General features: G+C 74.4%; 12 protein-coding genes. 10 read left to right on the top strand and 2 right to left on the bottom strand.

Going from position 1 to position 13,735, the window contains the following annotated elements; all coding sequences use genetic code 11:
- Position 1: 1 nt before the first annotated feature.
- From ABZ858_RS13275 to ABZ858_RS13255, 5 genes are read left to right on the top strand one after another with little or no spacing between them, the layout of a single operon-like run.
- Positions 2 to 940 (top strand): fumarylacetoacetate (FAA) hydrolase, encoded by a 939-nt coding sequence (locus ABZ858_RS13275; protein WP_361376013.1) that lies wholly within the window; start codon positions 2 to 4, stop codon positions 938 to 940.
- 2 nt (positions 941 to 942) lie between these two features.
- Positions 943 to 2,307, top strand: coding sequence for an NtaA/DmoA family FMN-dependent monooxygenase (locus ABZ858_RS13270; protein ID WP_361376010.1), 1,365 nt, complete (start codon positions 943 to 945; stop codon positions 2,305 to 2,307).
- Positions 2,304 to 3,521, top strand: coding sequence for an LLM class flavin-dependent oxidoreductase (locus ABZ858_RS13265; protein ID WP_361376007.1), 1,218 nt, complete (start codon positions 2,304 to 2,306; stop codon positions 3,519 to 3,521). Before ABZ858_RS13270 ends, ABZ858_RS13265 begins: the two co-directional genes overlap by 4 nt.
- A 56-nt stretch (positions 3,522 to 3,577) precedes the next feature.
- Complete coding sequence (gene miaB / locus ABZ858_RS13260; RefSeq protein ID WP_361376004.1) at positions 3,578 to 5,107, top strand: tRNA (N6-isopentenyl adenosine(37)-C2)-methylthiotransferase MiaB; 1,530 nt, start codon at positions 3,578 to 3,580, stop codon at positions 5,105 to 5,107.
- Between the two features lie 54 nt (positions 5,108 to 5,161).
- A complete protein-coding gene (locus ABZ858_RS13255) occupies positions 5,162 to 5,875 on the top strand; it encodes a class III extradiol dioxygenase subunit B-like domain-containing protein (RefSeq protein ID WP_361376001.1) in 714 nt (237 codons plus the stop codon).
- Positions 5,876 to 6,015: 140 nt separating this feature from the next.
- On the opposite strand, the gene ABZ858_RS13250 is transcribed toward ABZ858_RS13255, so the two are convergent.
- Both ABZ858_RS13250 and ABZ858_RS13245 read right to left on the bottom strand, forming a co-directional pair.
- Positions 6,016 to 6,369, bottom strand: a complete 354-nt coding sequence (locus tag ABZ858_RS13250; RefSeq protein ID WP_361375998.1) for an antitoxin — start codon at positions 6,367 to 6,369, stop codon at positions 6,016 to 6,018.
- A gap of 25 nt (positions 6,370 to 6,394) precedes the next feature.
- On the bottom strand, positions 6,395 to 6,676 hold the full coding sequence (locus tag ABZ858_RS13245; protein ID WP_361375995.1) for a hypothetical protein: 282 nt from the start codon (positions 6,674 to 6,676) through the stop codon (positions 6,395 to 6,397).
- Between the two features lie 232 nt (positions 6,677 to 6,908).
- Here ABZ858_RS13245 and miaA point away from each other — a divergent pair, with 232 nt between their 5' ends.
- The 5 genes from miaA (at position 6,909) to ABZ858_RS13220 (ending at position 13,722) form a co-directional block, all read left to right on the top strand.
- Positions 6,909 to 7,847, top strand: coding sequence for a tRNA (adenosine(37)-N6)-dimethylallyltransferase MiaA (gene miaA, locus ABZ858_RS13240; protein WP_361375992.1), 939 nt, complete (start codon positions 6,909 to 6,911; stop codon positions 7,845 to 7,847).
- A 107-nt stretch (positions 7,848 to 7,954) separates the two neighbouring features.
- Positions 7,955 to 8,449 (top strand): hypothetical protein, encoded by a 495-nt coding sequence (locus tag ABZ858_RS13235; protein WP_361376185.1) that lies wholly within the window; start codon positions 7,955 to 7,957, stop codon positions 8,447 to 8,449.
- A gap of 100 nt (positions 8,450 to 8,549) precedes the next feature.
- Positions 8,550 to 9,419, top strand: a complete 870-nt coding sequence (gene dapF / locus ABZ858_RS13230) for a diaminopimelate epimerase (RefSeq protein ID WP_361375989.1) — start codon at positions 8,550 to 8,552, stop codon at positions 9,417 to 9,419.
- A gap of 299 nt (positions 9,420 to 9,718) precedes the next feature.
- A complete protein-coding gene (locus ABZ858_RS13225; protein WP_361375986.1) occupies positions 9,719 to 11,917 on the top strand; it encodes an HD domain-containing protein in 2,199 nt (732 codons plus the stop codon).
- A 296-nt stretch (positions 11,918 to 12,213) separates the two neighbouring features.
- A complete protein-coding gene (locus ABZ858_RS13220) occupies positions 12,214 to 13,722 on the top strand; it encodes a M1 family metallopeptidase (protein ID WP_361375983.1) in 1,509 nt (502 codons plus the stop codon).
- Positions 13,723 to 13,735 lie beyond the last annotated feature (13 nt).

Genomic DNA, 13,735 nt, shown 5'->3' with positions numbered 1-13,735 from the left:
CATGTCCCAGCAGCCCCTTCCTCCCGTCCTGTTCGAGGCGCTCCACCGGGGTGAACGCCACATCGGCTTCGGCCGGCCCGAACCCGGCACACCGCACACCCTGTACCGCGTCCCCGAGGGCGCCCTGGCCGCCGCCGTCATCGCCACGGACGGCTCCCCGGCCGCGCTGCGGGCCGCCCTCACCGAGGGCGCCGCGACCGTCACCGTCCCCGGCGACGACCCGGAACTGCGCCCGCTCGCCCCGCTGCTGCCCACCCGCGCGGGCGACGCGCTGCTGAGCGGGTTCATGGGCACCCACACGAAGAAGTGGGGCGGCCAGCGGGCCCCCGAGGACGGCGAGTTCACCCCGCCCAAGTGGTTCTTCAAGGGCTTCGGGGACTGGGTGCGGCTGCCCGGCGAACCACTGACCGTGCCCGCCGCCCCGGTCGCCCTCATCGAGGAGCCCGAGATCGCCCTCGTCTACGTCAACGACTCCGACGGCACCCCGCGCTACGCCGGGTACACCTTCGGCAACGACCTGTGCGACATCGGCCTGCACCGCCAGGACCCCGGCTACAACCCGTACTGCAAGCTGTGCGACACCGCCCTGTCCCCGTGGCTGTTCCTCGGCCCGCCGCCGCGCTCGGCCACCGGCAGGGTCACCATCGTGCGCGACGGCGCCACCGCCTGGGAGGGCGGCTTCGACTGCGGCGGCGACGCCCTGTACTTCCGGATCGGGGACATGGCCGAGCACCTGTTCTCCTTCCCGGCGGTGCGCCGCCCCGGCCTGGTCAACTACGTCCTGCTGGGCGCCGACGAGGCCAGCTTCCACGACGGCTTCCGGATCGCGGACGGGGACCGGATCGCCATCGACGTCAAGAGCCACGGCGTGGCCTTCGAGAACGCGGTGCGGTACGTCTCCCCGTCCCCGCTGCCCGCCCCCGCCGAGCCGTGGGCGTGACCGTGAAGCAGATCCACCTCGCCGCCCAGCTGCCCGCCATCCACAACGTGACCGTCTGGTCCGACCCCCGCTCGCGCAGCCAGATCGCCTTCGACTCCTTCGCCGAACTGGCCCGTACCGCCGAGCGCGGGAAGTTCGACTTCTTCTTCCTCGCCGAGGGACTGCGCCCGCGCGAGCACAAGGGCCATGTCTACGACCTGGACATCGTGGGCCGCCCCGAGAACCTGACGGTGCTCAGCGCGCTGGCCGCCGTCACCACCCGCCTCGGCCTGGCCGCCACCGTCAACGCCACCTTCAACGAGCCCTACGACGTGGCCCGCAGGCTCGCCACCCTGGACCACCTCAGCGAGGGCCGCACCGCCTGGAACATCGTCACCAGCTTCGACGCCTTCACCGGCGAGAACTTCCGCCGCGGCGGCTTCCTCGCCGAGACCGACCGCTACACCCGCGCCGCCGAGTTCCTGGCCACCGCCCGCGAGCTGTGGGACAGCTGGGAGGACGGCGACGTACGCGCCGACCCGGCCGCGGGGGAGTTCGTCCGCGCCGGGGCCGGCGCCTTCGCCCACCGCGGCGCGCACTTCGACATCGGCGGGGCCTTCACCACCCCGCGCGGCCCCCAGGGGCACCCGGTGATCATCCAGGCGGGGGAGTCCGAGCAGGGCCGCGAGTTCGCCGCCTCGGACGCCGAGGTCGTCTTCAGCAAGTACAACCGGCTCGACGAGGCCCGCGCGTTCTACCAGGACGTCAAGAAACGGCTGCCCCGCTACGGCCGCGCCCCCGGCGACCTGAAGATCCTCCCCACCGCCGGCGCCGTCGTCGCCGACACCGACGAGGAGGCCGCCGCCCACGCCGAGGAGATCACCCGCGCCCTGGTGAGCCCGCAGACCGCGATCGCCCACCTGGAGGCCGTCTGGGGCCGCGACCTGTCCGGGTACGACCCGGACGGACCGCTGCCCGACATCGACCCGGAGCCCGACTCCCAGCTCCTGAAGGGGCATTCGGTCTTCCGCCGGGACCGCGACGAGATCGCGCGGCGCTGGCGCGCACTGGCGGACGCCCGCGGCCTGAGCATCCGCGACCTGGTCATCGAGGTCAGCGGCCGCCCCACCTTCACCGGCAGCCCGCGCACCGTCGCCGACGCCGTCGACCACTACGTGCAGAGCGGCGGCGCCGACGGCTTCGTGCTGGTGCCCCACCTGACCCCCGGCGGCCTCGACGACTTCGTGGACCGGGTGGTGCCCCTCCTCCAGGACAAGGGCGTCTTCCGCACCGACTACACCGGCACCACCCTCCGGGACCACCTGGGCCTGGGCACACCCCCGCACACCGCACGGCCCGGACACGGCCGGGAAGGGACGGCGTCATGACCGGGAACCCGCTGCACCTGGCCGTGGCCCTGGACGGGGCCGGCTGGCACCCGGCCGCCTGGCGGGCCGCCGGCGCCCGGCCCCGCGACCTGTTCACCACCGCCTACTGGGCCGATCTCGTCACCGAGGCCGAGCGCGGGCTGCTCGACTTCGTCACCTTCGAGGACGCCCTCGGCCTCCAGTCCGCCGCCTTCCACCGCACCGACGAACGTACCGATCAGGTCAGGGGCCGCCTGGACGCGGTGCTGCTGGCGGCCCGCCTCGCCCCGCTCACCCGCCGGATCGGCCTGGTCCCCACCACCAACGTCACCCACACCGAGCCGTTCCACCTGGCCATCGGCATCGCCACGCTCGACTTCGCCTCCCGGGGACGGGCCGGCTGGCGCCCCCAGATCGCCGCCCGCGCCGCGGACGCCGCCCACTTCGGCCGCCGCACCACCCCCGTGGTCACCGACGAGGACGCCCGCCACCCCGAGCTGATCGCGGCCCGGCTGCGCCCGCTGTTCGACGAGGCCGCCGACGTGGTCGAGGTGGCGCGGCGGCTGTGGGACAGCTGGGAGGACGACGCGGAGATACGGGACGCGGCCACCGGCCGCTTCATCGACCGGGACAAGCTCCACCACATCGACTTCGAGGGCCCGCACTTCAGCGTGCGCGGCCCGTCGATCACCCCGCGCCCCCCGCAGGGCCAGCCACTGGTGGCGAGCCTCGCCCACGCCTCCACGCCGTACGAGTTCGCGGCCCGCGCCAGTGACCTCGTCCAGGTCACGCCGCACGACCGCGAGGACACCGCGGCGATCCTCGCCCAGGTCGACGCGGCGGTGGCCGCGACCGGCCGCGACGAGCGCGCCCGCCCCCTGCTCCGGTTCGCCGAACTCGTGGTCCTGCTGGACGACGAGCCGGGCGCCGCGGCCCGCCGCAAGGGCCGCCTGGACGACCTGGACGGCGCCGCGCAGACCTCCGACGCCGAGATCTTCACCGGCACCCCCGGCGACCTCGCCGACCTGCTGCTCGACTGGCGCGACGCCGGACTCGACGGCTTCCGCCTGCGGCCCGGCGCGCTGCCGCACGACCTCACCGCGATCACCCGGCGCCTGGTCCCGGAGTTGCAGCGGCGCGGCGCCTTCCGCACGGCGTACGCGGCGGACACCCTGCGCGGGCACCTGGGACTGCCCCGCCCGGCCAGCCGCTACGCGGGGCCGAGGGAGCGCTGAGGGAGCGCCGGCGGAGCGAAGTCCACCACCCCTCCGGGACCGCCTACCCTTGAGCCATGACCAGCAGCAGCGACCGGAGCCCCGTGGTGGACGCCCCCTCCTCCAAGACCTACGAGATCCGCACCTACGGGTGCCAGATGAACGTCCACGACTCCGAGCGGCTGGCCGGGCTGCTGGAGGACGCGGGGTACGTACGGGCGCCCGAGGCTTCGGACGGCGACGCGGACGTGGTCGTCTTCAACACCTGCGCGGTACGCGAGAACGCCGACAACCGGCTCTACGGCAACCTCGGCCACCTCGCCCCCAGGAAGGCGCGGCGGCCCGGGATGCAGATCGCGGTCGGCGGCTGCCTGGCACAGAAGGACCGCGACACCATCGTGCGGCGGGCCCCCTGGGTGGACGTCGTCTTCGGCACCCACAACATCGGCAAGCTGCCCGTCCTGCTGGAGCGCGCCCGCGTCCAGGAGGAAGCCCAGGTGGAGATCGCCGAGTCCCTGGAGACCTTCCCCTCCACGCTGCCCACCCGGCGCGAGAGCGCGTACGCCGCCTGGGTCTCGGTCTCGGTCGGCTGCAACAACACCTGCACCTTCTGCATCGTCCCGGCGCTGCGCGGCAAGGAGAAGGACCGCCGCCCCGGCGACATCCTCGCCGAGGTCGAGGCCCTGGTCGGCGAGGGCGTCTCCGAGATCACCCTGCTCGGCCAGAACGTCAACGCCTACGGCTCCGACATCGGCGACCGCGAGGCGTTCAGCAAGCTGCTGCGCGCCTGCGGGAGCGTCGAGGGCCTGGAGCGCGTCCGCTTCACCTCCCCGCACCCGCGCGACTTCACCGACGACGTGATCGCCGCCATGGCCGAGACGCCGAACGTCATGCCGCAGCTGCACATGCCGCTCCAGTCCGGCTCCGACACCGTCCTCAAGGCGATGCGCCGCTCCTACCGCCAGGAGCGCTACCTCGGGATCATCGAGAAGGTCCGCGCCGCCATCCCGCACGCCGCGATCACCACCGACATCATCGTGGGCTTCCCCGGCGAGACCGAGGAGGACTTCGAGCAGACCCTGCACGTGGTGCGCGAGGCGCGGTTCGCGCAGGCGTTCACCTTCCAGTACTCCAAGCGGCCCGGCACCCCGGCCGCGACCATGGACGGCCAGATCCCCAAGGAGGTCGTCCAGGCGCGCTACGAGCGCCTCGTCGCCCTCCAGGAGGAGATCTCCTGGGACGAGAACAAGAAGCAGGTCGGCCGCACGCTGGAGCTGATGGTCGCCGAGGGCGAGGGCCGCAAGGACGGTGCCACCCACCGCCTGTCCGGCCGCGCCCCCGACAACCGCCTGGTCCACTTCACCAAGCCGGACCAGGACGTCCGCCCCGGCGACGTGGTCACCGTCGAGATCACCTACGCGGCCCCGCACCACCTGCTCGCCGAGGGCCCGGTCCTCGCCGTGCGCCGCACCCGCGCGGGCGACGCCTGGCAGCAGCGCACCGCCGAGGCCGCCGCCAAGCCGGCCGGCGTCATGCTGGGCCTCCCGAAGATCGGCGCCCCGGAACCGCTGCCGGTCGCGGCCACGAGCGGCTGCGGCTGCGACTGAGCCACGCCGCCGGGGCCCGCCCCGCGCCCCGGCGCACGCGTTACCCTGCCGATCATGCTTGTCGCCGCCGCAGTGAGTCCCTGCCCGCCCCTGCTCGTGCCCGCCGTCGCCCAGGGGGCCGCGCCCGAGCTGGACGCCCTGCGCGCCGCCTGCACGGACGCGCTGGGGGTGCTCGCCGCCGCCCGGCCGGACCGGCTCGTGGTCGTGGGGCCCGCCGAGGAGTCCGGCGGCGGCCGGTACCCGGAGGGCACCCGCGGATCGTTCCGCGGCTTCGGCGTGGACCTGGACGTACGGCTCGGCCGGGACACCGGCACCACGTCCGGGCGGGAGCTGCCGCCCTCGCTCGCCGTCGCCGCCTGGCTGCTGGAGCGGACCGGCTGGTCGGACGCCCCGGTCGAGGGCCTCGGTGTGGACGAGCGGCTGGCGCCCGGGCACTGCCTGGCGGCGGGCCGGGACATCGCCGCGGCGGCCGGGCGGGTGGCGCTGCTGGTGATGGGCGACGGCAGCGCCTGCCGCTCGCTCAAGGCGCCGGGCTACCTCGACGAACGGGCCGGACCCTTCGACGCGGAGGTCGCCCGCGCCCTGGACACGGCGGACGGGGCGGCGCTCACCGCCCTCGACGCCGATCTGGCGTACGAGCTGAAGGCGTCCGGCCGGGCCCCCTGGCAGGTGCTCGCGGGCGCCGCCGAGCCCACCGGCCTCACCGGCACCCTGCTGCACACCGAGGCCCCGTACGGCGTCGGCTACTTCGCGGCCACCTGGTCCTGACACCGCACCCCGGGCCCTCCGCCGCCGGCGAAGGAGTCCACGGTGACGAACGGAGCGGTGACAAGACGAAGCGGTGACAGAACGAAGCGGCGGCCGGCCGGGAGACGAGTGCGCCTCCCGGCCGGCCGCCGCCGCGCCGCTCAGGACATGGGCGGGGAATCCTGCGGGGGCGTCCCCCCGGGCGGCGTCCGGTCGGGGCCGCCCTGCGGCGCCGAGCCGGGACCCGGACCGGGACCCGGCCCCGTCCCCTTGCTCGCGCCCGGACTCGGGTCCGCACCCGGCTGCCCGCGGTGGGCGAGCCGGTCCACGGCCTCCTTGGCCTTGCCCGTACCCGCGTTGATCTTGTCGCTGTACTTGCCCTTGGTCCTCTCGTCGACCGCCTTCGCGGCCCGGTCGAGGCCCTGCTCGATCGAGCCCCCGTGCCGCTGCGCGAGGTCCGACACCTTGTCCTTGGCCGGGCCGAGCCTGGCCTTCATGTTGTCCAGCAGACCCATGGTTCACCTTCCCTGGCGGGGTCACTCACCTGCGGGCGCCCTCGCCGGCCCCGTGCCCGGCCGACTCGTCGGCGGACTGCTGCTCGGGGATCTCCACGCCGTCGGCGGCACCGGTCCCGGCGTCCGTGCCGCCGGATCCGGTGCCGTCGGCGTCCGCGGTCGTGCCCTCGGCCCGTGCCGCCCGTGCCGCACCGTCCTCGGCGGCGCCGTCCACCGCGGCGGAACCCGCCACGGCCGTGGCCGCGGCGCCGTCCGCCCCGGAACCCTCCGTCACCGCCGCGGCCGGCTCGTCGGTGGTGGCCGGCACCTCCTCCGCGGCTTTGGACCTCCGGAGAAGTCGCGCAAAAACGCCCATCTCAACTCCCTACGTTACTCGTGCGGAAGACATCCCGCGTGACCCGTCGTGTCCGTCCACGGGCGCCCGCGCCTCGGCCCGCCGGAATCCGGCCGCGGGAACCTCGCAACGGGCAACGACCCCGTGCGCGTCCCGTCACGTAGCTCGTTCGAGGAGCCCGCCGGAGGTTTGCGAGACTGGTGCCGTGAGCAGCGCACCCCCCGCCCCCCGCGTCATCGCCGTCGTCGGCCCCACCGCGGCCGGAAAGTCCGATCTCGGCGTCTTCCTGGCCCAGCGTCTCGGCGGCGAGGTCGTCAACGCCGACTCCATGCAGCTCTACCGGGGGATGGACATCGGCACCGCGAAACTGACGCCCGAGGAGCGCGCCGGCGTACCGCACCACCTCCTGGACGTCTGGGACGTGACGGTCACGGCCTCCGTGGCCGAGTACCAGCGCCTGGCCCGCGAGCGGATCGACGCCCTGCTCGCCGAGGGGCGCTGGCCGGTCCTGGTCGGCGGCTCCGGCCTGTACGTGCGCGGCGCCGTCGACAACCTGGAGTTCCCCGGCACCGACCCCGAGGTGCGCGCCCGGCTGGAGGAGGAACTGGCCCTGCGCGGCTCCGGGGCGCTGCACGCCCGCCTGGCCGCCGCCGACCCCGACGCCGCGCGGGCCATCCTGCCCGGCAACGGCCGCCGCATCGTGCGCGCCCTGGAAGTGATCGAGATCACCGGCCTGCCCTTCACGGCGAACCTGCCCGGCCACGACTCCGTCTACGACACGGTGCAGATCGGCGTCGACGTGGCCCGCCCCGAACTGGACGAGCGCATCGCGCGCCGGGTCGACCGGATGTGGGAGGCGGGGCTCGTGGACGAGGTGCGCGCGCTGGAGGCGCAGGGCCTGCGCGCCGGGCGTACGGCGTCCCGCGCACTCGGCTACCAGCAGATCCTCACGGCGCTCGCGGGGGAGTGCACGATGGAGGAGGCGCGCGCGGAGACGGTCCGCGCCACCAAGCGCTTCGCGCGCCGCCAGGACTCCTGGTTCCGGCGCGACCCGCGCGTGCACTGGCTGAGCGGGGCCGCGGCGGACGCGGCGGAACTTCCGCACCGGGCGCTGGCGTTGGTCGAACGACCGGTTACAGCCTGATCACGTGATGGCATCGGGAAGCCCAGGCCGTCATCCAGGCATCCGGTGCCGTGCCATCATCAAGCTGCGATCGACAAGTGGAACCCTAGTTGGGAGGGCGCGTGGCGATGGAGGCCGGCCCTCGTGACACCGCACAAGGCACCGAGCGCACCGCCGTGGAGCGCGTCGGTGCGGAACCGGACGAGGGCGCGCTGAGCCCGGACGGCCCCGACGACACCCAGGGCGGTGTGACGGCGGACGGCCCGGAGCCCGAGGAGATGTTCGCCCCCGAGGTGGAGGTCGAGCTGCGTCCGCAGCGGCGGCTGCGCATCTGGCAGCTCGCCCCCATCGTGGGACTGGCCGCCGTGGGCTCGCTGATGTTCGCCTTCCCGCTGGCCTTCGACGGCGACAGCGGCGCCGTGATCGCCATGCTCGGCCTGCTGATCTGCTCCTGCGCGGCCGGCTGGGGCATGATGGCCGCCCGCCGCGTCGGGTACACCTGGCCGGGCGTGCCGCCGCGCGGCTCCGGACGCCGCCCCGACTGGCGGATGCTCGCCCTGTACGTCCTGCTCGCGGCCGTGGCCGTGGTGCTCGCCGTGTGGCGGGTCGCCCGGCTGCGCTGACCCGGACGGCCCCGCCCCGGCCCGTGGGCGACGCGGGGCACCGTCGTACCCATGCTGTACGCCCGGGGGCACTGTCCTACCCACCCCGTACGATCGAGGCATGAGCACGCGCATCGCCTTCCTCAAGGGTCACGGCACGGAGAACGACTTCGTGATCCTCCCCGACCCGGACAACGCGCTGGACCTGTCCCCGGCCGCCGTCGCCGCCCTGTGCGACCGGCGCGCGGGCATCGGCGGCGACGGCGTGCTGCACGTGGTGCGCTCGGCCGCGCACCCGGAGGCCCGGGGGATGGCCGCCGAGGCGGAGTGGTTCATGGACTACCGCAACGGCGACGGCTCGGTCGCCGAGATGTGCGGCAACGGCGTACGCGTGTTCGCGCGCTACCTCCAGCACGCCGGGCACGCGACCGAGGGCGACCTCGCGATCGCCACGCGCGGGGGCGTGAAGACCGTGCACCTCGCCAAGGACGGCGACGTGACCGTCGGCATGGGCCGCGCCCGCCTCCCCGAGGGGGACGTGGAGGTCGGCGTCGGCGGGCGCCGCTGGCCCGCCCGCAACGTGAACATGGGCAACCCCCACGCGGTCGCCTTCGTCGACGACCTCGCGCACGCCGGCGACCTGCTCTCGCCGCCCCCGTTCAGCCCGGCGGACGCCTACCCGGACGGTGTGAACGTCGAGTTCGTGGCCGACCGGGGCCCCCGCCACGTGGCGATGCGGGTGCACGAGCGCGGCTCCGGCGAGACCCGCTCGTGCGGCACGGGCGCGTGCGCCGTCGCCGTGGCGGCGGCCCGCCGCGACGGAGTCGACCCCGCCGTCACCGGCACGCCGGCGACCTACACGGTCGACGTGCCCGGCGGCACCCTGGTCATCACCGAGCACCCGGACGGCGAGGTCGAGATGACCGGCCCCGCCGTGATCGTCGCCGAAGGCGAGATCGATAGGGAGTGGCTGGAAAAGGCGGCCGGCTGACCGAGGGCCGACCGGCCATCACAGAGCCCGCGGACCGGTGCCGGCTCAAGATCGATGCCGTCGGCCCCGGCCGGGATGTGAATCCACGGCCACTCGTACGACACCTGACCGAAAACCGTAAACCTTCTCCGCGTCGCTCGAATGGGTGATCCGTTTCACGCTGGCCGAGAGGCGGTCGGAGGAGTGTGCTGGGCTCGGTAGCATCAAGCACCGGCCCGGACGGGGGATCCGACGCCAACCCCTGAGCCGTGTACGCCCTGGGGCACCCCGTCCGCCGGTCCACGCAGCCGGAGGTGCCCATGAGTGCGGATGCCACGAATCCTGCGGCCCCGGGCCCGGTGGCGCCGTCGGCGCCCCGGAGGCGGGCCCGCCCGCGGATCGACCTGCGACGCCTGGGCCGGGCCGCCGTGCTCGGCCCCGCCGCGCGCGACCGCCTGCCCGATGCCATCGGCCATGTCGCCGAGGTCCACCGCGCCCACTTCCCCGACGCCGACCTCGAACCACTGCGCCGCGCCTACGTCCTGGCCGAGTCCTCGCACCGCGGCCAGATGCGCAAGAGCGGCGAGCCGTACATCACGCACCCGCTCGCCGTCACCCTGATCCTCGCCGAACTCGGCGCCGAGACCACCACCTTGACGGCGTCCCTGCTGCACGACACGGTCGAGGACACCGAGGTGACGCTCGACCAGGTCGGCGAGGAGTTCGGCGCGGAGGTCCGCTACCTCGTCGACGGCGTCACCAAACTGGAGAAGGTCGACTACGGCGCCGCCGCCGAGCCGGAGACCTTCCGCAAGATGCTCGTCGCCACCGGCAACGACGTCCGCGTGATGTCGATCAAACTCGCCGACCGGCTGCACAACATGCGCACCCTCGGCGTGATGCGCCCGGAGAAACAGGCCAGGATCGCCAAGGTGACCCGGGACGTGCTCATCCCGCTCGCCGAACGGCTCGGCGTGCAGGCGCTCAAGACCGAACTGGAGGATCTGGTCTTCGCGATCCTGCACCCCGAGGAGCACGCCCGCACCCGCGAGCTGATCGCGGAGAACGCCGCCCGCCCGCGCGACCCGCTCGCCGAGGTCGCCGAACAGGTCCGCGGCGTGCTGCGCGAGGCCGGCATCCCCGCCGACGTCCTCGTCCGGCCCCGGCACTCGGTCTCCGTGCACCGCGTGGCCCGCAAGCGCGGCCGGCTGCGCGGCTGCGACTTCGGCCGGCTGCTGGTCCTGGTGAACGAGGACGCCGACTGCTACGCCGTCCTCGGTGAACTGCACACCTGCATGACCCCGGTCGTCTCGGAGTTCAAGGACTTCATCGCCGTACCCAAGTTCAACCTGTACCAGTCGCTGCACACCGCGGTCGCCCTCCCCGCGGCCCGGGCGGACACATCCGCGGGGTCCTGTCCGGACGGCCGGATCGTCGAAGTCCTCATCCGCACCCACCAGATGCACAAGGCCGCCGAGGCGGGCGTGATCGCGCTCGGCAGTCCCGACGCCGCCCCCTCGGAGGAACCCGCGGGCGACGGCGAACGCGTGGACCCCACGCGTCCCGGCTGGCTCTCCCGCCTCCTCGACTGGCAGCGGGCCGCGCCCGACCCCGACACCTTCTGGTCCACGCTGCGCGAGGACCTCGCCCAGGACCGCGAGATCACCGTCTACCGCCCCGACGGCGGCACCCTGGGCCTGCCCGACGGGGCCACCTGCGTCGACGCCGCCTACGCCCAGTACGGCGAGGACGCCCACGCCTGCATCGGCGCCCGCGTCAACGGCCGGCTGGCCACCTTGAGCACCGTCCTCAAGGACGGCGACACCGTCCAGCTCCTCATGGGCCAGGAACCCGCCTCCGAGCCGTCCCGTGAGTGGCTGGACCACGCGCACACCCCCGCGGCCCGCATCGCCATCCAGCGGTGGCTGGCCGCGCACCCGGCACCGGCGGCCCCCGCCGACGACGTACCCGGGACCCCCGCGGGCCCCGCCGAGGGCCCCGAGCCGCCCGACACTCCCGACACGCCCGCTCCGGGCCGGCGCGGCAGCCGGCCCGGACCGGCGAGCGCCGTCGTCGTCGACGGGCGCCGCGCCAGCGTCCGGCTCGCCGGCTGCTGTACGCCCGTGCCGCCCGACCGTGTCACCGCGTTCACCGTCCGCGGCGGCGTGGTGACCGTGCACCGGACCGAGTGCGCCACGGTCGACCGGATGAAGAGCGCGGGGCGCGCGGAGATCGGCGTCCGCTGGGGCGACACCGCCGAGTGCCGCGTCACGCTGCTTGCCGAATCGTTCGGCCGCCCCCATCTGCTCGCCGACCTCACCGAGGCCATCGCCCTGGAAGGCGTCGAGATCGTCTCGGCGACCGTGGCCCCGCCGACCCAGCAGCGCGTCCACCACACGTACACCCTGCACCTCCCCGACGCCGCCCGGCTGCCCGCCCTGATGCGAGCGATGCGCAACGTCCCGGGCGTCTACGACGTCAGCCGCACCCGGTCCCACCCCCAGCCCCCACAGACCTGACCCGAGCCTCCGGCTCACCCACCCCGCGCACGGCGACCGGCCCCGCTGGGCGCACCCCAGGCACCACACCCTGGCCCTCAGCTGCGCCCTGCCCGGCCCCGGAGAGCTGATCCGCAGCCCCGGGCCCGCCCAGCTCACCGCGACCGCAGGCCCGGCGCACCCCGGCTACAACCCACCCGGCGCGCCCGCACCCCCCACCCTCCGGCGTACGCCTGTACGCACCCCCGAGCACCCGTTCGGGTGGGACCGGCGCGCGCCGTCGCCGACGCGCGCCCCCGCGCTGATAGCGGTGGGGCATGCCGCGCACCCCCCGCTCCCGCGCCCCGCGCCGCCTCAAGGCGGCCTTCCTCGCCTCCGCCGTCTCCGTCTGCCTCCTCGCCGCGAGCGCGCCGCCCACCGCGCTCGGTGTCGGCGACCGGCTCTTCCCCGAGCTGGGCAACCCGGGCTACGACGTGCAGTCGTACGACCTCTCCTTCGCCTACTCCGGGGACAACAGCAAGCCGCTGCGCAGCGTCACCACCATCGACGCCCGGGTGACCGAGGACCTGGACCGGATCAACCTCGACTTCGCGCACGGCACGGTCGACTCCGTGCTGGTCGACGGCGTACCGGCCGAGTTCGCCACGGCGGGCGAGGACCTCGTGGTCACCCCGCGCACCCCGCTGGCCGAGGGCAGCCGGACCCGGATCACCGTCCACCACACCAGCGACCCGGTGTCCGAGAAGGGCCGGGACGGCGGCTGGGTGCGCACCGCGGACGGCCTCGCCATGGCCAACCAGGCCGACGTCGCCCATCTGGTCTTCCCCTGCAACGACCACCCCTCCGACAAGGCCCTGTTCACCATCCACGTCACCGCCCCCGAGGGCTACACGGCCGTCGCCAACGGCCTGCCCGACGGCGTCGCCGCCCGGGCCACCGGGGCGACCACCTGGACGTACCGCACCCGCCACCCCATGGCCACCGAGCTGGCGCAGGTCTCCATCGGCCGCTCCACCGTGCTGCACCGCACCGGCCCGCACGGCCTGCCGGTACGGGACGTCGTCCCCACCGCCGACCGCGAGGCGCTCGAACCCTGGCTCGCCAGGACGCCGGACCAGATCGCCTGGATGGAGAGCAAGGTCGGGCGCTACCCCTTCGAGACGTACGGGGTGCTCGCCGCCTCCGCCACCACCGGATTCGAACTGGAGACACAGACCCTCTCGCTGTTCGAGAAGGAACTGTTCACCGACCCGGCCTGGCCGCAGTGGTACGTCGAGTCGGTCATGGTGCACGAGCTGTCCCACCAGTGGTTCGGCGACAGCGTCAGCCCGCACTCCTGGTCCGACCTGTGGCTGAACGAGGGGCACGCCACGTGGTACGAGGCCCTGTACGCCGACGAGAAGGCGCACAAGTCCATGGAGGCCCGGATGAAGGCCGCCTACGGCGCCTCCGACCGCTGGCGCGCCGCCGGCGGGCCCCCCGCGCTGCCCAAGCCGCCCCAGCCCGGCCAGAAGATCGGGATCTTCCGTTCGAACGTCTACGACGGCGCGGCCCTCGTCCTGTACGCCCTGCGCCAGGAGATCGGCACCCCGGCCTTCGAGGGCCTGGAACGCGCCTGGGTGCGCGACCACCGGGACTCCACCGCGAGCACGGCCGACTTCGAACGGCTCGCCTCCGACATCGCCGGACGCGATCTGAGCGCCTTCTTCCGGGCCTGGCTGTACGACCCCAAGACCCCGCCGATGCCCGGCCACGCCGACTGGAAGCAGCAGCCACCGCCGCGGACCACCAAGACCGGGACGCTGCCGGGGACGGCCAAGCGGTGAGCGGACGGTGAGC

This window comes from Streptomyces sp. NPDC047017 (assembly GCF_040644175.1).
Lineage (GTDB): Bacteria > Actinomycetota > Actinomycetes > Streptomycetales > Streptomycetaceae > Streptomyces.
This window is presented reverse-complemented; position numbering and strand designations above follow the sequence as displayed.